17 protein-coding genes, 1 riboswitch and 1 other annotated feature are annotated in these 22,335 nt (G+C 38.2%); of the genes, 15 read left to right on the top strand and 2 right to left on the bottom strand.

Annotation, left to right across the window (positions count from 1 at the left end):
- From WYK_RS09355 to nhaC, 7 genes are all read left to right on the top strand, one after another.
- Positions 1–1,531: peptide chain release factor 3 (locus WYK_RS09355; RefSeq protein WP_040374236.1), on the top strand; the 1,531-nt coding region annotated here is incomplete at its 5' end.
- Positions 1,532–1,889: 358 nt separating this feature from the next.
- Positions 1,890–2,486, top strand: coding sequence for a glycerol-3-phosphate acyltransferase (locus WYK_RS09350; protein ID WP_051387401.1), 597 nt, complete (start codon positions 1,890–1,892; stop codon positions 2,484–2,486).
- A 49-nt stretch (positions 2,487–2,535) separates the two neighbouring features.
- The gene (locus WYK_RS09345; RefSeq protein WP_040374235.1) at positions 2,536–4,146 is read left to right on the top strand and encodes an aminotransferase class V-fold PLP-dependent enzyme; all 1,611 of its coding nucleotides are present in this window, start codon (positions 2,536–2,538) and stop codon (positions 4,144–4,146) included.
- Entirely contained in the window at positions 4,143–5,975 is a 1,833-nt protein-coding gene (locus tag WYK_RS09340) for an LTA synthase family protein (protein ID WP_040374234.1), read from the top strand. Before WYK_RS09345 ends, WYK_RS09340 begins: the two co-directional genes overlap by 4 nt.
- 73 nt (positions 5,976–6,048) lie before the next feature.
- Positions 6,049–7,032 carry an EAL domain-containing protein gene (locus WYK_RS09335; RefSeq protein ID WP_040374233.1) on the top strand — a complete coding sequence of 328 codons (984 nt, stop codon included), beginning with the start codon at positions 6,049–6,051 and terminating at the stop codon, positions 7,030–7,032.
- Positions 7,033–7,084: 52 nt separating this feature from the next.
- Positions 7,085–7,301 (top strand) — a binding site (T-box leader).
- Between the two features lie 42 nt (positions 7,302–7,343).
- Positions 7,344–8,600, top strand: coding sequence for a tyrosine--tRNA ligase (gene tyrS / locus WYK_RS09330; RefSeq protein ID WP_040374232.1), 1,257 nt, complete (start codon positions 7,344–7,346; stop codon positions 8,598–8,600).
- Positions 8,601–8,895: 295 nt separating this feature from the next.
- Positions 8,896–10,278, top strand: a complete 1,383-nt coding sequence (gene nhaC, locus WYK_RS09325; RefSeq protein WP_040374231.1) for a Na+/H+ antiporter NhaC — start codon at positions 8,896–8,898, stop codon at positions 10,276–10,278.
- Positions 10,279–10,365: 87 nt separating this feature from the next.
- On the opposite strand, the gene WYK_RS09320 is transcribed toward nhaC, so the two are convergent.
- The gene (locus tag WYK_RS09320; protein WP_040374230.1) at positions 10,366–11,556 is read right to left on the bottom strand and encodes an FtsW/RodA/SpoVE family cell cycle protein; all 1,191 of its coding nucleotides are present in this window, start codon (positions 11,554–11,556) and stop codon (positions 10,366–10,368) included.
- A gap of 281 nt (positions 11,557–11,837) precedes the next feature.
- Between WYK_RS09320 and WYK_RS09315 the strand changes: the two genes are divergently transcribed.
- From WYK_RS09315 to WYK_RS09290, 6 genes are all read left to right on the top strand, one after another.
- Positions 11,838–12,941, top strand: coding sequence for an SDR family oxidoreductase (locus WYK_RS09315; protein ID WP_040374229.1), 1,104 nt, complete (start codon positions 11,838–11,840; stop codon positions 12,939–12,941).
- A gap of 13 nt (positions 12,942–12,954) precedes the next feature.
- Positions 12,955–14,511: an aldehyde dehydrogenase family protein gene (locus WYK_RS09310; RefSeq protein WP_040374228.1), complete on the top strand. Its 1,557-nt coding sequence runs from the start codon at positions 12,955–12,957 to the stop codon at positions 14,509–14,511.
- 84 nt (positions 14,512–14,595) lie between these two features.
- A riboswitch (yybP-ykoY riboswitch) is annotated at positions 14,596–14,695 on the top strand.
- A gap of 97 nt (positions 14,696–14,792) precedes the next feature.
- A complete protein-coding gene (locus tag WYK_RS09305) occupies positions 14,793–15,560 on the top strand; it encodes a TerC family protein (protein ID WP_040374227.1) in 768 nt (255 codons plus the stop codon).
- A gap of 163 nt (positions 15,561–15,723) precedes the next feature.
- The gene (locus WYK_RS09300; RefSeq protein ID WP_040374226.1) at positions 15,724–16,917 is read left to right on the top strand and encodes an MFS transporter; all 1,194 of its coding nucleotides are present in this window, start codon (positions 15,724–15,726) and stop codon (positions 16,915–16,917) included.
- A gap of 301 nt (positions 16,918–17,218) precedes the next feature.
- Positions 17,219–17,968, top strand: coding sequence for an RNA polymerase sigma factor SigI (sigI, locus tag WYK_RS09295; RefSeq protein WP_235782475.1), 750 nt, complete (start codon positions 17,219–17,221; stop codon positions 17,966–17,968).
- Positions 17,965–19,254, top strand: coding sequence for an anti-sigma factor domain-containing protein (locus WYK_RS09290; RefSeq protein WP_040374224.1), 1,290 nt, complete (start codon positions 17,965–17,967; stop codon positions 19,252–19,254). Before sigI ends, WYK_RS09290 begins: the two co-directional genes overlap by 4 nt.
- A 108-nt stretch (positions 19,255–19,362) precedes the next feature.
- Here WYK_RS09290 and WYK_RS09285 read toward each other — a convergent pair whose 3' ends face one another.
- A complete protein-coding gene (locus WYK_RS09285) occupies positions 19,363–19,554 on the bottom strand; it encodes an alpha/beta-type small acid-soluble spore protein (RefSeq protein WP_040374223.1) in 192 nt (63 codons plus the stop codon).
- 261 nt (positions 19,555–19,815) lie between these two features.
- On the opposite strand from WYK_RS09285, the gene WYK_RS09280 reads away from it, so the two are divergent.
- Positions 19,816–21,171, top strand: coding sequence for a TrkH family potassium uptake protein (locus WYK_RS09280; RefSeq protein WP_040374222.1), 1,356 nt, complete (start codon positions 19,816–19,818; stop codon positions 21,169–21,171).
- Between the two features lie 183 nt (positions 21,172–21,354).
- Positions 21,355–22,335 (top strand): acyl-CoA dehydrogenase family protein (locus WYK_RS09275; protein WP_040374221.1); only part of this gene is annotated, 981 nt, incomplete at its 3' end.

Genomic DNA, 22,335 nt, shown 5'->3' with positions numbered 1-22,335 from the left:
TCACCCGGATGCCGGGAAAACGACATTAACAGAAAAACTATTATTATTCGGTGGAGCCATTCGAGATGCCGGAACCGTTAAAGCAAGAAAGACAGGTAAGTATGCAACAAGTGACTGGATGGAAATTGAAAAACAACGGGGAATTTCAGTTACTTCCTCAGTGATGCAGTTCGATTATGATGATTTCCGCGTTAATATCCTTGATACACCTGGTCACCAAGATTTCAGTGAAGATACGTACCGGACACTGATGGCAGTCGACAGCGCAGTCATGATTATTGACTCTGCAAAAGGGATCGAGGATCAAACGATTAAGCTTTTCAAAGTCTGCCGTATGCGGGGAATTCCCATCTTTACCTTTGTGAATAAAATGGACCGTCAAGGTAAAATGCCGCTTGAACTTTTGGCTGAATTAGAAGAAGTGCTTGGAATTGAATCTTATCCGATGAATTGGCCAATAGGGATGGGCAAAGACTTTATTGGGATTTATGATCGCTTTAATAACAGAATTGAACAGTTCAAAAAAGAGGGGGAAGAGCGTTTCCTTCCACTTGATGAGTCTGGCGAACTGATGGATGGGAATGAGCTAAAGGATTCTCAACTTTATGAACAGACACTTGAAGAAATAATGCTTTTATCTGAAGCCGGCAATCAGTTTTCGGAAGAGGCAATTGCTAACGGTACACTCAGCCCAGTTTTCTTTGGGAGTGCATTGACTGCTTTCGGTGTGCAAACATTCTTGGATGCCTATCTTCAATTTGCCCCTGCACCTCAGCCTCGAGCTGCAACAACAGGTGAGATTGATCCTTTGGCTAAAGATTTCTCAGGCTTTATCTTTAAAATTCAAGCGAACATGAACCCAAAACACCGCGACCGGATTGCCTTTTTACGAATTTGCTCTGGTAAATTTGAACGTGGGATGAGTGTAAACTTAAGCAGAACGAGTAAGCCAATTAATTTATCTTCATCTACACAATTTTTAGCTGATGATCGTAATACGGTTAATGAAGCAGTAGCTGGTGATATCATTGGGCTTTATGATACTGGTAATTACCAAATTGGTGATACGATCACTACAAGTAAGGACATGTATCAATTCGAACGTCTTCCGCAGTTTACACCAGAATTGTTTATGCGTGTTACAGCGAAAAACGTTATGAAGCAAAAACACTTTCATAAGGGAATTAACCAGTTAGTCCAAGAAGGGGCTATTCAGCTGTTTAAAACGGTAAGAATGGAAGAGTATTTACTCGGAGCTGTAGGTCAACTTCAATTTGAAGTGTTTGAACACCGTATGCGTAATGAGTATAATGTTGAAGTTATAATGGAACGAATGGGAAATAAAATTACCCGTTGGGCCGTTGAAGAAAAAATTGATGAAAACCTTCATAACAGCCGAAGTATCCTTGTAAAGGATCGTTATGATAAATATGCATTCTTGTTTGAGAATGAATTTGCGCTTCGCTGGTTTAAGGACAAAAATCCTGACGTAGAGTTATTTAATCCGATGGATGATGTGGGAAGACAATAAGCTTAATTGGAAAGACTGTCTTGTAAGGTCATTGTTGACCTTATGGACAGTCTTTTTTTGTGAGGAGGGGCATATTGGCTGATTAAATAAATAATCAGTGGCGTATCACCAAACATAATCCTGTTTTTCGGAATCTTATTAAAATATGAAACTGTTTTACATTTCGAAGAATCTATCTAGAAATTTTCGACAATGGTTTATGATAATTTTTACGCGGGTAATTAAGAAAATTACTAATTATTATGAAAATAAATATATATAGGTTGCATCTTACAAAAATGCACTTTATTCTTTAAAATGAGTAGTAACCATAATTTTCAATGGTATATTTGTAATATATTGTATAGAAGGTGGAGAGATGCTACAGGTTCTGATGCTAATTGCCCTCGCCTATTTGTTTGGGAGTATAAATGGAGCTTATTATGCGGCAAAATTCATGTCTGGCAACGATATTCGATTAGTTGGAAGCGGGAATGCAGGGGCGAGAAACGCGGGGAGATACTTAGGCAAAAAGGGGTTTTTGCTTACTTTATTTATCGATGTTGGAAAAACACTTATCGTTCTTACTATCGTTAAGAAAGGGTTAGAGCTGAATAATATTCTGCTGATTATCTCTGCGGTATTTGTACTTGTAGGACACATATGGCCGCTCCATCTGGAATTCCGGGGTGGAAAAGGGGTTGTTGTCTTCTTGGCGGTAACACTTTTCATGATTCCAGCAGCCATTTTAATTGCGGGTGTTGTTCTTGGAAGCGGGTACCTGCTTTTTCGTAAGTTTACTATAACTGGCTTTTTTGCGATGCTGACCATTCCCATTACTTCTTGGTATTCAGGACAGACATGGACAGAGACAATTGGATTGTTATTTATGCTTATACTTGTACTATTAGTCCATATCTTCCCACGGAAAGGGACGAAACCCTCTACTTCTAACAATGTAGGGTTGAAGTCGTAATCTTTAAGAATGTAAGTACCATAGATTCATTGAAAAGGAGCGTTTTAAAATGGGAGATTTGTCCCTAAGCTACAAAATAGCGAATTCAACTGATGAATTTGAACAAATTTACCAGTTGAATTATGAAACGTTTGTGGATGAAATCCCACAACATAGTAAAAATAGTGAACATCGATTAATTGATCGCTATGATCAAGAAAACACGTATGTCATTGCTAAGGATGGCAAAGAGGTAGTTGGGATGATTGCAATAAGGGGGAATCGGCCATTTTCGCTTGATGGCAAAATAGAGGATTTGGATTATTATTTACCTCCACATGCAAAACCTTGTGAAATAAGGCTTCTGGCCGTGAAAAAAGAATATCGAAATAGCTATGTGTTCTTTAAATTATGCGATATATTAGTATCTCATTGTTTGAATAACGAGTATAATATGGCACTTATTTCTGGTGTGGAACGGCAGATTAAGCTGTATAAACGAATTGGCTTTGTTGCGTTTGGGGAGATGACAGGGGCGGGAGATGCGAAATTCCAACCGATGTACTTAACACGAGAACAATTTGAGAAATCAAGTAAAGTTTTTCAGAGATTAATGGAGCGAAAAGCAGCCGCTGCACATGGTGGGACATTTCTTCCTGGACCTGTTTCTATGGCTCCCGATGTGTTACATGCTATTTCACAGCCGCCCATATCACATCGTTCCCAGCGGTTTAAAAATGAAATGCTGGAAGTGAAAAATGAATTATGCAGGCTCGTTCAAGCCAAGTATGCAGAAGTAATCGTTGGAACGGGTACGTTGGCGAATGATATCGTTGCTGCCCAAATTCAAAAACTTCCCGGTAAAGGTCTCATACTGGTTAATGGAGAATTTGGCTGCCGTTTAGTAGATCATGCTAGTCGTTTTAAATTAGACTTTTCTATTTGGGAGAAACCTTGGAATACTGATATTAATATGCAGGAAGTAGACGTATATTTGCAAGACCATCCTGAAATCCAGTGGCTTTGGACAGTTCATTGTGAAACATCAACTGGGTATCTTTATGATTTGACTCGAATACAAGAGATTTGTGAAAAATATGGAATCGAATTATGTGTCGACGCATGCAGCTCTGTCGGAATCGTTCCGGTTCAACTAAGCAACGTTTATTTAGCAGCGACCGTAAGTGGAAAGGGACTTGGGTCATATCCTGGCCTGGCTATTGTATTTCATAGAGAACCTGTACTGCCGGACAGCAGCATTCCGAGGTACCTCGATTTAGGAATGTACCATTGCTCGGAGAGTATTCCTTTCACACACTCTTCTAATCTTGTAAATGCACTTTATGAGGGTGTCAAACAGGCAAATCCTGAGAAAGTCAAGCGTCTAGCTGATTTTGTTAGATCCCAGCTGATTGAAGCACAATTTCTAGTGTTAGGCAATGAAGATTATTCGCCTGGCATTATTACACTTAAGGTGCCAGATAGATTAAGTTCTCGAAGTATTGGTGATCAACTGAAGGAAAAAGGGATCTTCTTAAGCTATGAAAGTGACTATCTGATTAAGAGGAACTGGGTACAAATTGCTTTAATGGGCTATCACAATGAACAAACGTGTAAGCAGATGATTCAAAGTTTAGTGAAAGTGAAGGGAATAAGCGAGGTAAGGTCGGCACATCTATGAGAAAACTAACAACCTCTCAAGCCTTTTTTCCAATCCTTTCCGTAGTAACCTTATGGTTGAAAACCGTTGTAGTTTCTTTTCTTGGTTTCAATTTACCAATCCATTCTTGGATTGATGTGCTGCTGATTATTTTTAACCCATTGGGTTCTTTAATGCTTTTACTGGGTTTGAGCTTTTTCTTTTTTAAGAAAATGAATGGTTATGTCCTTATTCTAATTATGCTGCTGTTAACGGGTCTGCTTTACGGAGATTTATTATATTACCGATTTTATATAGATTTTGTAACTGTCTCTATTTTATTTCAATTTAAAAACGTTGGCGGAATAGGTCCGAGTACGTTTGAATTAATGAAAATTTGGGATTTATTCTTGTTTATTGATATCGCGATTTTTCTTCTATTTGTAAGAAAACAAAAATTATTAGTGAAGAAAACGATATCAGTTAGATTTAAGAAGGTGTACGCCAGTTGTGCCATTGTCTTAATAGCAGCTGTTATTGGTATAGGATTCCTTCATTCACAATCAAATAAAACGTTCTACAGCCGAACGCAGATGGTGAAGGAGCTTGGTCCATATACTTATCATTTATATGATATTGTTCTTAGTTTCCGGCCCCCAATCAGCCGGGCAATGGCCGATCAATCGGATACGGCAGTTATTAAAGATTTCGTCTCAAATAAAAATGAGGAAACAACTGATTTATTTGGGATAGCAAAAGGGAAAAATGTCGTTCTTATTAGTATGGAATCGACACAAGATTTCGTTATCAACCAGAAAATTGATGGGAAAGAAATTACCCCTTTTTTAAATGATCTAATTAAAGAAAGTTATTATTTCAGCCAAACATATGATCAAACTGCGCAAGGAAAAACGTCCGATTCAGAAATTATGGTTGATACTGGTTTGTATCCCCTGTCTGGTGGATCAGTATTTGTAAGAAGGCCTGAGAATACGTTTATTAGTATGCAAAAGTTATTAAAGGATGAAAATTATTATTCCGCTGTCTTCCATGGAAATGACCCATCTTTTTGGAATCGTGAGAACATGTATAAGAACCTAGGCTATGACCGCTTTTTTTCTAAAGGTGATTATACAGTGACCCCTGAAAACTCTATAAACTATGGAATCAAAGATAATCCTTTTTTTCAGCAGTCGATTCCCTATCTGAAGAGTCTGCCTAAGCCGTATTTAGCCAAGTTTATAACGCTGACTAATCATTTTCCATTTTTGTTAAATGAGGAGGATCAGATGATTAACTTGGCAGATACAGATGAAGGGGTCGTGAACCGGTATGTGACGACCGTTCGTTACCAAGATGAAGCAATAAAACAATTCTTTCAGCAATTAAAGAAAAAAGGGATGTACAAAGACACAATATTTATTTTATATGGTGACCATTATGGTATATCAGAAAAATATGAAGATGCCTTAACTGATATGCTTGATCGCGAAAAGAGGGCAGTCGATCACACAGAGTACCGCCAAGTTCCGCTTATTATTCATATTCCTGGTCAAAAAGGGATGACCATATCAAGTCCAGGTGGTGAAGTAGATATTCAACTGACGTTGCTTCATTTGCTTGGAATAAAAGATAAAGCAATCACATTTGGCTATGATTTATTTACTAGACCTAAGAATCACCCAGTTATTTTTCGTGATGGAGGGTTTGTAACGGAAAAGTATATCTATCAAGATAACACCTGTTATCACAAAGGCAGCGGTGAACAAACGAATGTTGAAGCGTGTATGCCTTTCCAAGAAACGGTTAGTAAAGAATTGAATCTGTCCGACGATATTATTAATGGAGATCTTTTAAGATTTAATTATTGAATGTGATTAAATGAATAGTGAAGAAGAGTTATATTTTTTACTTATTTGTGTACAGTTTAAGGGGAAGGTAACTATGGGTCCATGTGCATGCGGCGTGCATTTTACAATCTATACACCTGGTTTTTTGCATATCCAAGCAAAGGGTATATTGACACATTTTGACGGGATGATTGAGAACAGTGAAGGTATGTATTTGCCCTATAATTCGAAGGAAGAATTAGAAGCTATTGTAAGAGAAATTCTTACTTTACCGAATGCTGCCCAGATCAAAGGTTCGATTCTAAAATCTATTCAAAAATCCTATCATGTATATTCACTACTGGAACTAGCTAATCGAATTACTCATTATGAAGTGATTACAATCATTCAAGAAACGGAATTCAACTCAATTTTTCAACCTATTTATTCCTTAGAAAAGGATCAAATCTTTGCATATGAATCACTATTACGTGACCCGCTGGCAAGAATATCACCTGGAGAATTATTTGAAGTAGCCCAAAAAACGGGTATGCAAAGTATGCTTGATCAAAAAGCCAGACAGGCGGCGATTAAGAATAGAGCAGGCTTTATTCCCAGCGGGGTAAAGAGCTTTATTAATTTTCTTCCGTCAACAATCTACAATCCAGAATTTTGTCTAAGACATACTTTTGAAGCTGTAAAACGCTATCAGATCAATCCAGCTGATCTTGTTTTCGAAGTAGTTGAAACGGAAAAAATTCATGATATTGACCATTTAAAGAACATCTTTAATGTGTATAAACGAGAAGGAATTGGTGTGGCTTTAGATGATTTTGGCAGCGGCTTTGCTACATTAGAAGTTCTTGTCAAACTTGCTCCTAATTATGTGAAAATAGATCGTTCTAAGATTGATTATTGTGATCAACTTGCAGAAAAACAACAATTTTTAAAACAAGTGGTCGCGTTATGTAAGGAGTTAGGAATTATAACCCTTGCAGAGGGCATTGAACGCAAAGAAGAACTCGACTATTGTAAACAGATTGGCATTACATTAGCCCAAGGCTATTATTTAGGAAAACCCGGGAATATGCTAGTATAAGAGGTTGACCATCTTCATTATCATGTTATAATATTGTAATAATTCAGAAAAATAAAAAGCGATGATAGGAATAAGTAGCAGCGAATCTCCCTGTTTCAGAGAGCCGGTGGTTGGTGTGAATCGGTACAAAGATTTGGGTGAATTACCTCCTTGAGCTTTCTTTGTGAACAATAGTAGCAAAGGACGGACGAACCGTTATTCGATTGAGCGGAAGAATGAAAGTTCTTCAACAAGGGTGGTACCGCGTGCAAGATAACCACGTCCCTTTTTTAGGGGGCGTGTTTTTTTATGGACAAATGGGGGAGAGACGAATGATGAACTATATCGAAGTATTAACAGATAAACAATTGGAGGCGCTGGAAAAGCAATTTGAAGAACTTGCGAGCGGGGTACAAGAGATTCTGCCGGTGGGCGAATTTAAAGCAAAACTTGCCAAGTCAATTGCGCTTGGTAAACCCTTAAAGGTTAAACTGGGTCTTGATCCATCTGCTCCTGATGTTCATTTAGGGCATACGGTTGTTTTAAATAAACTACAAAGATTCCAAGCGTATGGACACCGTATTCAATTGATCATTGGTGACTTTACAGGGAAAATTGGTGATCCCACTGGAAAGTCGGAAGTAAGAAAGCAGCTTACGGACGAAGAAGTGAAACGTAATGCAGAAACGTACTTTAAACAATTTGGCAAGGTTTTGAATATGGATGCGGTAGAGCTTCACTATAATTCAAGTTGGCTCTCGGAGTTGAATTTTGAAGATATTGTTCGTTTAGCGGGAAAAATTACTGTCGCAAGAATGCTTGAACGTGATGATTTTGAGAAACGGCTTGCAGTTGGGAAGCCAGTATCTTTACATGAATTCTTTTATCCGCTGATGCAGGGTTATGATTCAGTTGTACTTGAAAGCGATATTGAGCTGGGAGGAACGGATCAGCATTTCAATGTTTTAATGGGGAGACATCTGCAGGAGCATTACGGTAAGGAAAAACAGGTAGTCATAACGATGCCCCTGCTTGAAGGACTTGATGGAGTTGAGAAAATGTCAAAGTCTAAGGCTAATTACATTGGTATTGATGATACACCAGCCGACATGTATGGGAAAACGATGTCAATCCCAGATGAACTAATGGTTAAATACTTTAAGCTTCTAACGAATCTGCCTGTAGAGAAAATTAACGATATTGAGCTTTCCCTGAACGATGGCCGTTTGCACCCGCGTGATGCGAAAATGCTGCTTGGCCGTATCCTTGTCGCTATGTATCATGATCATTCTGCTGCTGAACAGGCAGAGTCAACATTTAAATCGGTATTTCAAAAGGGAATTCTACCCGAGATAATACCATCTGTTTCTTGGGAAGGATCCCTTCAAATAGGGATTTTAGATTTATTGGTTGAACTAAAGCTGCAAACATCTAAAAGCGAAGCACGCAAAATGATTAAAAATGGCGGAATTCGATTAAATGGAGAAAAGGTGGCGGATGATAACCTTCTGGTCACCATAGAAGATGGTATGGTTGTTCAAGTCGGTAAGCGAAAGTTTGTAGAATTGAAAGTGAATCAAATCAAGTAATGGACGGTATAAAATGACTTTATTCAAACGTTCTGAACAGAGCATCTTGCTTTTATAGAAGGTGCTTCTTATAGCTAGACACAGCAGACATAGTTTGAGCAAAAGGAGTATCTGAACACCTTTTATTCATTTAAATAAGCAATAGCTTGTCACGAAAGCATTGACAGAACGTGAATTATGTCATACATTTAATCCTATACTTTAGCGCTTAAAAGCGTTTAAGCGTGAAGTGGTTTATTCTTGCATCTTACTAAAGGTCTTTCTGCTAGTACAACTTTGAGAGTGAGGAATTGCTATGAAACTAGAAGATACGAACCTAAAGCTTTCAACTATAGAAGCGATGCTTATCTTATCTTGTGTTTTACTGATGATTGGAACAGGGATTATCTATTACGGTATGAATCCGCATTTACCAATTATCGGAGCTATTTTATTATTGTTCGTATACGGAGGGTGTAAAGGTCTCTCATTTCGTGTGATGGAAAAGGCATTGATACAAGGAGCAATTTCGGGACTCGGGGCTATTTATATTTTCTTTTTCATAGGGCTGTTAATCGCTGGATGGATCGTCAGCGGTACGATTCCGACGATGATGTATTATGGATTTGAACTAATCTCAGATCAGTCTTTTTATGCCGTTACTTTTTTAGTCACTTCGTTATTAGGTCTTTGCATAGGAAGCTCACTAACAACAGCAGCTACCTTAGGCGTGGCATTCATAGGAATGGCTTCAGCCTATGGTTTGTCACTTCCGATAACAGCCGGTGCAATTATCTCTGGTGCATTCCTTGGCGATAAAATGTCTCCATTATCTGATACAACGAACCTAGCATCAGAAACAGTGGGGGTTTCCTTATTTGTTCATATCAAAAACATGTTGTGGACAACCATTCCAGGATTTGTTATAAGTTTTACTATTTTTTATTTCTTATCTCCAAATGTAGCTATTGGAAAGGATAATGAAATTACCACTCTTATTCAAGCTTTAGAGAAGCATACATTCATAAGTTTGTGGAGTTTGCTGCCGTTTATCATAGTAGGCATATTGGCTTTAAAAAAGACTGCTGCTATTCCAACGATTGCCGCTGGCATTATTTCTTCCGTTGTAATTGCTTTTATTGGTCATCCAGAACTGACGATTACAGAAATAGGTACTATTTTGTTTTCCGGATATGTTATGGATAGTGGTGTCGAACAATTAGATACAATTCTAACAGCAGGTGGTCTTGAAAGTATGATGTTCTCGATTTCTCTTGTGCTGTTAGCACTTGGAATGGGCGGTCTCTTATTTGGTCTCGGTATTATTCCTTCTCTTTTACAATCGATTGCTGCAAAGTTAAATTCCACGGCTCGCCTGGTTTCTGCTACTGTAATGACAGGAATTGGCGTGAACTTTCTGGTAGGTGAGCAATATTTATCTGTCCTTCTGCCGGGCAATGCTTACCGAGAATCATACGATAAGCTAGGTTTGGACGCTAAATCATTGAGTCGAACTCTTGAGGATTCTGGTACCGTAGTCAATCCATTGGTTCCATGGGGCGTATGCGGCGTCTTCTTAACACAGGTATTAGGTGTTTCGACTCTTGATTATGCACCCTTTGCATTCTTTTGTCTGTTATGTCCGCTTTTAAGTTTAATAAGCGGCTTTACGAAGATTGGACTTCATACAAAGGCGTAAGGATTAACGATATGTTTCGTAACCAGCTATTCTTCACATAATTATGAGAAAAACAGGCTGCCAATTTTGGCAGCCTGTTTTTTCTAATTACATAGATTCATGTTTAGTAAGTGTCGTTTCCTTTTCTTTTTGTGCATTTAAGTTCATACGCATAACGACATTTTGGAAGATTCCAATTGAGATCATCATCATTAAGAGAGAGGATCCTCCATAACTAATAAAGGGAAGAGTAATACCTGTGATAGGGATCAGGCCGGTAGCCCCTCCAACATTGATAAACACTTGAATGCCGATCATAGAAGAAATGCCGATTAATAATAGACTCCCAAAGGGGTCTTTGCATCTTGAAGAAAGACTGAATCCTCGTAACACAATAAATCCTAAGGTTAATAAGACAAACAGTACGCCTAGAAGACCAAGTTCTTCTGCAATAATCGCAATAATGAAGTCAGTATGTGCTTCAGGAAGGTATCCATATTTTTGAACACTATCACCAAGACCTACGCCGCTTATCCCTCCAGATCCGATTGCAAATAGAGAGTTGACTAGCTGGTATCCATCATCTGCAGCTGTTCCAAATGGATCCATAAAACCAGTGAATCGGGATATTCTTTCTGGAGATAGGATGGATGTTAATTTACCTGTAATCAGCATGATGAAAGCAGGAATCAGGGCAAAGGCTGCTGCAATCACAGCTAATTTGCCTATACTCTTGACTGTCATTCCAGATGAAAGAATTATGGACCCGGAAATAAGAAAGATAATCATCGCACTGCCGTAATCAGGCTGCAGGATTATTAAACTACAAATGAAGATGAGAAAAAAGATTGGCGGCATAACCGCTTTATCAATATTATTAATTCGGTCCTGACGTTTCCCATAAATAGCGGATAGATAGATAATCAAAGCCAATTTGGCAAACTCCGCCGGTTGAACCGAGGTAGCTCCAACTTGAACCCAGCTGGTTGCATTATTAGATGTGTAGCCAAACATCGTAACGAAGGCTAACGCTGCTGATATACCAATCATCATAAACATCAAGAATTTAACATTTTTGTACGCTTTATAAGGGATTATCATAGCAGCTAACATAGCGACGAAGGAGATAATGAGTGCGGTTCTTTGTTTGATAAAAAAGAAGTCCGATCCTAAGGTTTTATATTTGCCTGCTACTGCTATAATCATGCTTGAACTGTAAACCATAACAAGTCCAAATAGAGTGAGCAGCACCACTGCGATGAAGATAGGGTAATCATATGCTTTTAATACTCGTTTCAATTGTGCCTCACCTCTGATATGTATACGCCATTGTCGGCTCTTCTTATATAGTAACGGAAAATCCCGCGAATGGATAATATAAATTTTTTTTTAGTCGACGCTATGAATCTTTCTTCTGCATTATCATTCTAATACCCCTAATATTCCTCTATTAAGCTCGAGAATCCTTTGTAAAAGGTAGTGAAAGAAAATATAAAACTAAAATGATTGACAGAAAATTACAAACTCTATTTTTTTTGGTAGAATGATAACCATAACGATACAGGGGGAATTATTTAGGAATGAAGCATAATTATTTTTTTACGGGGTTTCCTGGCTTTATCAGCCACCAATTAATTAAAGAACTTTTAAAAAAGGATGATTGCGCAGATAAAATTTATTTACTCGTTCTCCCGCATCAGGTAATGAAAGCAGAAGAAGATATAAAGAGTATTCAAGAATCTCTGGCTGGGAGTGCTATACAGTTTGAGGTCGTACAAGGGGATATTACTAAGACTCATCTTGACATATTGCCACAACCAAATGTGAAATTACGTACTGAGATTACTCATGTTTTCCACTTGGCAGCGATTTACGATTTAGCTGTTGATGAAAAGGCTGCTCAGTTGGTCAACGTGAGGGGAACAGAAAACGTGAATGATTGGGTGAAAGGTCTTGTCCAACTGGAACGCTATGTCTATTTTAGTACGGCTTATGTGGCAGGAACAAGAGAGGGAGTACTTTATGAGAATGAGTTAGTAAAACCTTCCTCGTTTAAAAACCACTATGAGCGCACTAAATACGATGCTGAAGTGAGTGTCGACCGCCTGAAGAGTGAGGGGGTTCCAGTGACGATTATCAGACCGGGAATCGTTAAAGGGCACTCCAAGACTGGAGAAACAGTGAAATTCGATGGTCCTTATTTTATCCTCAACTTTTTAGATCGCTTGAGCTTTTTGCCTTTCAATCCATATATCGGTTCAAAAACCGATAGCGTCGTAAACCTAGTTCCGATTGATTATATTATACAGGCGACAGCCTATCTGGCATTATATAAAGAAGGAATAGGGAAAACCTATCATCTTACTGATCCTGAGCCGTCAACGGCGACTGAAATCTATGAATTATTTGTTAATGAGTTGTTTAAGCGGAATCCTCGCGGAATGATTCCAATGGGAGTCAGTAATCTATTTCTTTCTATTAAACCTGTACGAACCTATTTAGGTATAGAGAAAGAGGCTATGGAGTATTTTACCTGGAAGGGACGTTTTGATTGTTCGGCTGCTCAAGCCGATTTGGCAGGGTCTGGGATTGTTTGCCCAAGATTTCGAGACGGAGTTCCAGCTATGGTTGAATTTTATCTAAAACATAAACATGAACAGAACTATCAAATAAGTATTAAGTAAAGGAAGTATAAATATGGAGGAAGTTAAAGAACGCTGGAAAGTCTTTTCACCAGCCACAGGGAAAGAAATTGCGGAGATTGATGAAACCCCTCTGGCGGAGATAAATTTTTTATATGACCGTGCTCATGCTGCGTTTTCAGGCTGGTCGGGTCTTACCGTGTCAGAAAGACTGGTATATTTTAAAAAACTCAGATTAATTATGGTTGAACAAATGGATGAAATTGCTGAGGTTATTGCAATGGATACAGGCAAGCCAAAAACGGAAGCAATTGTTGCTGATATTATGCCAACACTTGATGCGATTCGTCACATAGAAAAACATGCTGTTAAGTCACTGTCAAAACAGAAAGCAACGACACCACTGCTGTTAATTGGTAAGAGTTCGCATGTGGAATATATGGCTAGAGGGACAGTTTTGGTTATTTCACCCTGGAATTACCCATTCCAATTAGCAATGGTTCCTATACTAAATGCAGCGGCCGCGGGAAACACCGTGATTGCCAAACCATCAGAAGTTACCCCTCTCGTAGGAAAATGTATGGAAAGGCTGTTTAAGGAAGCGGGTTTCCCCGATGGAGTGATTGACTTTGCCCATGGTGGAAAGGCACTGGGCGCTACTTTGACGGACCAAAATCCCGATTATATTTTTTTCACAGGCTCAGTTCGTACGGGAAAAATAATTGGGGAAGCTGCGGCGAAAAAGCTAATACCTGTCACCCTGGAATTAGGCGGGAAAGATCCAATGGTTATCTTTGAGGATGCGAACCTAGAACGAGCAGTCAATGCAGCTCTTTGGGGGGCATTCACGAACAGCGGTCAGGTCTGTATGAGTGTAGAACGTGTTTATGTTGAAAGAAGCATGTATGAGCCCTTCCTAATGCTTCTGAAGGAAAAGGTAAACGAGCTGACGCAGGGAACAGAACTTTCCGATGATATTGGTTCAATGACGTACCCAGAACAGCTTACAATCGTGGCTGATCATCTTGAAGATGCACTGAAGAGGGGAGCAGTTTTAGAAGCAGGCATACCTCCAGATAAGTGGGTGCTTGGTGACACATACTTTTTACCGCCAATTGTTCTTTCTCATGTTAATCATTCGATGAAAATAATGAATGAGGAGACCTTTGGCCCGGTTTTACCAATTGTCGCCTTTGATACTGAAGAAGAAGCAATTAGCCTGGCTAATGATAGTCAATTCGGGTTAAATTCAAGTGTTTGGACGATGGACCAAGCAAAAGCAGCAAGAGTTGCCTCAAAGCTCGTATCTGGAGCAGTCATTATCAATGATGTCTTAATCTCCGTAGCTAATCACAATCTCCCGTTTGGAGGAGCCAAACAAAGCGGTATTGGCCGCTATCATGGGGAAAATGGATTACGGATGTTCTGTCATGAAAAATCAGTCATGACTGATTCAGGTAAGAAGAACACAGAAATTCAGTGGTATCCATACAAAGGAAAATATCCGAAGTTCTTGTCTATGTTCCAGAACTACTTCTCTGCAAAAACTAATTGGGTTGTTTTTGCAAAAGAATATCTCAAATTATTAAAAATGGCTAAGAAAAAGAAATAATAATCACCCGTTCAAGAAAATTTGAATATAATAGTTGTATGCGGACTAGGAATCTAGTATACTTAATTTAAATTAAATGATTTTCCTTTTAACAAAGGGGAGTAGCGTTAGGGTTTACCCTAAAACAAAGTCGTCATTTCGTGGATGAACGTCCACCGGCTTTGTTGGCACATACACTGTGCTCAGCAAGACCTTTGCCTATATGGCAGAGGTCTTTTTATTTGCTTCAAAAGCCTGACGCCTATAGGGTAAGGAAGATACTATATAGGAGGCTACGATTAATGGATGCATCATTGCTATTGGAGTATGGTTGGGTACTGCTGGTCTTAATTGGGTTAGAAGGTATATTGGCAGCAGATAATGCGGTCGTCATGGCGGTCATGGTTAAACATTTACCATTAGAACAGCAAAAAAAAGCTTTGTTTTATGGATTGTTAGGCGCATTAGTCTTTCGTTTCCTTAGTCTTTTCTTCATTTCGTTCTTGGTTGATGTATGGCAGATTCAAGCGCTGGGAGCTGCGTATCTCTTATTTATTGCGATCCATCATATATATAAGAGATTTAAGGGTAAAAATAATGAAGTTAAAGCTAAAGAAAAGAAAAAATCTGGTTTTTGGATGACAGTCCTTAAGGTTGAGTTAGCAGATATTGCGTTTGCAGTGGATTCAATGCTTGCTGCAGTAGCATTAGCAATTACTCTTCCTGCAACAGGCTGGTTTAAGATTGGCGGCATCGACGGAGGACAATTTGCCGTTATGCTATTAGGCGGTATGGTTGGATTAGTCATTATGCGTTTTGCCGCATCTTCATTTGTTAAACTGCTTCGTAAACGTCCTTCACTCGAAACAGCAGCTTTCTTTATTGTAGGCTGGGTTGGGGTTAAGCTTGCGGTACTCACGCTTGCTCATCCATCAGTCGGTATCCTAGATCATCATTTCCCTGAATCAGGACCATGGAAGCTGACATTCTGGATTGTGCTGATCGGTATTAGCGTTGGCGGTTTCTTCCTTTCAGGCAAAAATACTAAAAAAGAAGTTCAAGAAATTTAAGTTAACTATCGAAGAAAAGCTGGAGCTAATGCAGAGATATGCATTAGCTCCAGCTTTATTAAATTATATTGGGTAAATATTCAAAAAATTAGCTAGACAAGAGATCAGAATCCGATTAATATATTTAGGGATACGAAATATATAATGAGGGTGAACAACTTTTATGCTGAATAATAAAAACGTATGGATATTGATTAGTGGTGAATTTATTGCTGGTTTAGGAATGTGGTTAGGTGTAATAGGAAACCTCGAATTCTTGCAGGCAATAGTGCCTTCAGACTTAAATAAATCCTTGATCCTATTAGCAGGTATGTTTGCTGGTTTATTAGTCGGTCCAATGGCCGGGCGGATAATTGATGTAACATCAAAGAAAAAGGTATTACTTTATTCAGGCGCGGCACGTATATTTTCAACAGGATTTATGTTTCTAGCCATCATGCAGGAAAATATCTGGTGGATGGTAGTCTATATGGTAGGGATTGGCTTAGCGGCAGCTTTTTATTTTCCAGCCTTGCAAGCATGCATCCCTATGATTGCAAAAGATGGAGATCTTTTGACATTGAATGGCATTCACATGAATGCAGGAACAATAGCAAGAATCCTTGGAACGGTGTTAGCAGGTATCCTTTTGGTTTACATTTCTCTATTTAGTCTGTATAGTTTAGCTATTTTATCCTATATCGTTATTTTTATCTGTACACTTTTCCTTAATTTTGAAGAAAAAATAACTCCGCAAAGTAATGCAGCTGGTAAAGGTGGTTTTAAGGAATTATTGCCTTTGTTAAAGACACTTCCCCAAGTTGTAATGGGACTATTTTTATTCTTAATTCCAACTCTTTTTCTCGGAAGCTTTAACTTAATGGTGCTTAAAATAAGCGAATTACAGAATGATCCGCAAATTAAAAGCTGGCTGTATACTGCAGAAGGAATCGCATTTATGCTAGGTGCTTTTCTTGTTAAACGTTTTTTTGATGGTAAAGACCCTGTGAAAATCATGATGACTTTCTCAATTGTGATCGCATTTACGCACCTATCTTTGTACTTTGCAGATTTACGAATTCCTGCCATTATTTCTTTTGCTGTTTTTGGTTTTTCAGCAGGTGCTTTTTTTCCGGTCGCAGCAACGATGTTTCAAACCACTGTACCGAGAGAATTTCACGGACGATTCTTCTCGTTTCGCGGTATGTTAGACAGAATATCTTTTCAGGTCGTTCTGGTCTGTTCAGGGTTCTTTCTAGATACAATTGGCTTTAAGAACATGGTTTTATGTTTCGGAATTGTTTCGATTGTGCTAGTAGCCTACTTTGCTGCGAAGCAATACAAAGGAACCAGTCAAAAGCCAAAACTATCACTATAAAAGGATTCTGCTTTCCTTTATGAGGAAAGCTTTTTTCTTGTTTAGAAAGAACTTTTGAGGTGTTTCTTAGTTTGAGGGCTGTCTACAAAGCAACCCATGAACTATACACCCCCGAAAGAAACAAGATGGTTTCGTATCTTGTAAAAAGAACGGTATTTTGTGTAAAAATAGAATAAAATCGACAATTTTCTATAGGTTTCAACAAAATATGTAGAAAATAGGACTTTTGGTACTGTCTTTTAGGCCACCTCTTCTAAAGAATAAGATAGTTAAAGCTTAATTTTATTTAGAATGGAACGAGGTGAACCGGATGCTGAGTGTCTTATTTGCAGCATATAAAAAAAGACGATCTTTAGAAGAAAAAGTACTAAAAATTCAGAAGGGTGACAATGTCCTTCGAAATGAATTAATCCAATCTTTTCAGCCTTTTGTTGCGAAGACAGTGTCTTCGGTTTGCAAACGTTATATAAATGATTCAGATGATGAGTTCAGCATTGGCTTAATTGCCTTTAATGAAGCGATAAATAAATATTGTTCTAAAAAGGGCAGTTCACTGTTGGCTTTTGCAGAAGTTATGATTAAACGTCGAGTAATTGATTATATACGGACTCAATCAAAAGGGCCTGATGTATTTTTAGAAGGAGCAGCTTCAGAGGAGGAAAGAGGAACTCCTGAATTCGGAGATGAAAAATCCATCGAAGAATATGAACAGCAGTTAGAATCAGAGAAACGGCGTGAAGAGATCAAGGCATATACCTATCACCTTGAAGAATTTGGAATTAGTTTTTCGGATTTAGCAATAGCCTCTCCAAAGCATACTGATGCGCGAAAGACCGCCATTCATATTGCAAAACTTTTGGTTCAAAATGAGAATTTAAATAACTTACTACTGACAAAAAAACGGCTGCCGGTTAAACAATTAGAAGAGATGGTTACTGTCAGCAGGAAAACAATCGAACGAAATAGAAAATATATTATCGCTGTTGCAATCATATTAAACGGAGAGTATTTATTTTTAAATGACTATATAAAAGAGGGGATGGCGGAATGAAGAAAGGTGTCATTCTATCTGTGGATAAGCATTTTTTAACTTTGTTAACTCCTGAAGGTGAATTCCATCGCTCTAAGAAGGAAGAAGAGGTATATGAAATTGGTAAAGAAATTTACTTTTCACCTTACGACGTCAAGAGGTCAAAGTCCTCACTACGTTTCTATACAAGATCTGCGCTTATCTCGGCAATGGTTAGTATCCTGCTGATCCTTTCTTTTCTGCCAAGTTATTTTAATGAAAAGGTTTTTGCATATGTAACGATAGACATCAATCCAAGCATAGAATTAAGTCTAAATGAGAACCTAAGAGTAGTGGACTTATACGGCATTAATAAGGAAGGTCTCATCGTCATAGAAAAGATAAAGGATTGGGAAGATACTGATGTTACGCTTATAACTGACAGGATTGTTAAAGCAACGAAGGATTCTGGATATGCAGAGAACGAGCAACAGATTCTGGTTACTGCTACATTACTTGAAGATAATAAAGTACTAACAAAGAAACTTGATAAAAAACTAGAAAAAATTTCCAAGCAGAAGGTAGTTCCGGAAGCTGACGTGAAAATTATGAAAGCAACAGTTAAAGAACGCTCAAAAGCAAAGGAGCAAGGAATATCGACGGGTACGTATATTGAAAATAAGAGAAAGAAAGAGCAGAAAAAAGAAAAAGATATTGAGGTTGAGAAATCTACGCCCAGCAGTCTAAATAAGACTCCAAAGCCAACCGAAAATCGTGCCGCTGTCGAGAGAAGAAAAGCTAAACCAAGTTCTGAGACTAAAAGTAAAACAAAGAGTGCAGATATGGTCCCAAGCTCTACGACTCCAACTAAAACAAAGAGTGCAGATATAGTCCCAAGCTCTACGACTCCAAGTAAAGCAAAAAGTGCAAAATCGCAGACCCCTGCGAAAAAGACAAAGAAAACTAAAGTAGTGGAAGTTAAAAAAGCTGTTCCCGTAAAACGAAAAGGTAATGGTGAAATAAAGAAACAGCAACAAGCTGTAATTCAACATAAAAATAAGAATCAGCAGCCAAAGGTAAGTCAACAAATAAATAACCAAAAGACGAAAGAAAATAACCGGTCCAGCCAATCAAATCAAAAGATAAAAGAAATACCGAACAAGTTTCAAAAAGAAGAAAAACAGAAGCATCAAACTAACAAAAATCAACCAATTAATCATAAGAAACAGACTGACCTTACCCCTGATAAACCGCGGAAAGAGGATCATAATCGAAATGAAAGAGGAAATGAGAAGCGAGAATACCATACGCCGCATGAACATTTCTAATGTTCTAAACAGGAAAAATAAAGCCAGGGCCATATGGCAGCCTGGCCAAAATTAAAGTCCTTTTAAGGGCTTATTATTCGTTTTTTAATCCAATTCGATATGAAATTTTTATTTTCCTTTGAGTTGTTGTTGTGCTTGTTGGACAAGACGCTTTGTAATTTCTCCGCCCACTGACCCATTAGACCGTGCGACTGTATCGGATCCTAGCTGTACTCCAAATTCTTGAGCAATCTCGTATTTGATGGAATCAAGAGCTTGTTCAATTCCTGGGACTAAAAGTTTGTTACGGCTGTTAGCCATGTTTATCTCTCCCTGCTGAATTTTGTTACAGTAGTTAGCTACTGTCTTTTTATTATGGGGAGAATATAGTTTTTTAACCTGTGTTTGATTTGATTTTCAATGGAAACACATCCTTATTAAAGCAAACCTTAAAACCTGATCCATTCTATTCTTCTTTTAAAAGAACATTAGACAAATCTGGATAGTAACAGTAAAATGGAAGTGATTTGCTGCTAGGAAAAATGAATAGATCAAACCTTAGCAGATGGAAAGGAACATCCTATGTGGGTTAAATTTAAAAAAAGGCTTGCTAAGCTGAGCCCGGTTCAAATCATTACTGGTTATTATTTTGCAGCAGTGAGTATTTCTACCATCTTGTTAAGTCTGCCGGTTGCAACCAAGTCAGGGGTTCAATGGACCTTTATTGATGCACTATTCACGGCGGTCAGCGCGGTTAGTGTAACGGGTTTAAGTGTCGTGAATACAGTTGATACATTTAGCATTACCGGAATTTTCTTCCTTATGTTTATTCTTCAATTTGGCGGGATCGGAATCATGTCTTTAGGGACATTTTTTTGGCTCCTATTGCGCAAAAAGATTGGATTAAAGGAACGGCAATTAATCATGACGGATCAGAATCAAACTCAACTTTCAGGTTCTGTAAAGTTGTTGATCGAATTAATTAAAATTTTTCTAATCATTGAGTTCATTGGCGCGATTGTTTTAGGAATTCATTTTCTTAGTTATTATCCTGATTGGCGAGAAGCATTTCTTCACGGATTGTTCTTATCCATCAGTTCGACAACGAATGCTGGATTCGATATTACTGGGTTATCTATGATTCCCTATCATGGAGACTATTTTATTCAATTTGTTTCTATTCTGCTTCTAACATTAGGAGCAATAGGTTTCCCGGTCTTAATTGAAGTAAAGGATTTTCTTTCAAGCCGTGATCGAACCTATAAATTCAGATTTTCTTTGTTTACGAAAATTACATCAGTGACCTTTATGTCCCTTGTTGTTGCTGGTACAGTATTAATTATTTTACTTGAATTTAAAGGCTTTTTTGTTGATAAAAGCTGGCATGAAACCTTCTTTTATTCTCTATTTATGTCTTCTAATACAAGGAGTGGTGGACTGGCAACGATGAATGTTAGTGACTTTTCAGAACCAACGCTGCTTGTCATGAGTGGAATGATGTTTATTGGAGCTTCTCCAAGCTCAGTAGGAGGAGGAATTCGGACCACCACATTCGCTGTTATGGTGTTATTTCTCTGGAATTATACTCGAGGAAGAAAGACAATTAAAGTGTTTAAACGAGAAATATATGAAGATGATATCCAAAAAGCTACCGCTGTTATGATGGGTGGAATCGTCCTTTGTACGGTTTCTACTTTTATCCTCTCTATTACAGAGCAATTATCTTTGACAGACATTTTATTTGAGGTATGTTCAGCATTTGGATCTGTCGGACTATCAACGGGCGTAACGCCTGATTTAAGTAATATTGGGAAATTTGTTATTATGGTTTTGATGTTTATCGGACGGGTAGGGATTACTTCTTTTCTCTTAATATTAGGAAGACGGGAGAAAACAGATAATTACCACTATCCAAAAGAAAAAATCATAGTTGGGTAAGTTAAGGTCTAAAGATCAAAGATTGCTTTCTCCACTCCAAGTTTGGATGGAAAAAAGCAATCTTTTTTTATGAAGCTTAAAAAAGCGTCAAATTAATTAATTACTTCAAAATAAAGGAAACGCTTACATTGAGAGAGAATTTATAATCTAACTAGTCAATTAGTATTGAAAGGGGAGAAATCATTGGATTTTTTATATTCAGAGAAAACGAAAAAATTACAAGAAAAACTCGAACAGTTTATGAATGAACATGTCTATCCGAATGAGAAAACGTATCTAGATCAGTTAAATCAAGGAGAATCTCGTTGGAATAGTATTCCAGCAATTATGAGCGAGTTGACTGAAAGAGCAAAAAAGGCAGGTTTATGGAATTTGTTTTTACCAGAAAGTGAGTACGGAGCAGGACTTACTAATCTTGAATATGCTCCACTGTGTGAACTTATGGGGCGGTCGATGATTGGACCTGAGGTCTTTAATTGCAGTGCACCTGATACAGGCAATATGGAGGTTCTTGTTCGGTATGGGAGTGATAGTCAGAAGCTTCAATGGCTTCAACCGTTGTTAAATGGGGAAATACGATCTTGTTTTTCAATGACTGAACCAGATATTGCTTCCTCAGATGCTGCGAATATCGAAGCACGTATTGAAAAAGAGGGCGATGAGTATGTAATAAACGGACGTAAGTGGTGGTCGTCAGGTGCTGGTGATCCGCGGTGCAAAATTGCAATCGTGATGGGAAAAAGTGATCCCAATGCTAGCCGATATGAACAGCAATCCATGATTCTTGTTCCTTTAGATACACCTGGTGTAAAAATTGAAAGGCTTCTTCCTGTCTTCGGTTATGATCATGCACCACATGGACACGCTGAAATATCTTTTGAAAATGTGAGAGTTCCAGCAGAAAATATTATCTGGGGGGAAGGGAAAGGCTTTGCTATCGCACAAGGTAGACTGGGGCCTGGACGAATTCATCATTGTATGCGGTTAATAGGCGCTGCAGAACAAGCTCTAGAAACATTATGTAAGCGGATACAAAAAAGAGAGGCCTTTGGGAAACCTTTGGCTAAGCAAGGTGTAATTCTTGAATGGGTGGCGGATTCTCGAATTGAAATTGAACAAGCAAGGCTGTTAACACTTAAAGCAGCTTANATGATGGATACTGTT

The sequence above is a fragment of the Peribacillus psychrosaccharolyticus ATCC 23296 genome (assembly GCF_000305495.1).
Classification (GTDB): Bacteria; Bacillota; Bacilli; order Bacillales; family DSM-1321; genus Peribacillus; species Peribacillus psychrosaccharolyticus.
Note: the sequence above shows the minus strand (reverse complement) of the source record. Positions and strands in the feature narration are given on the sequence as shown.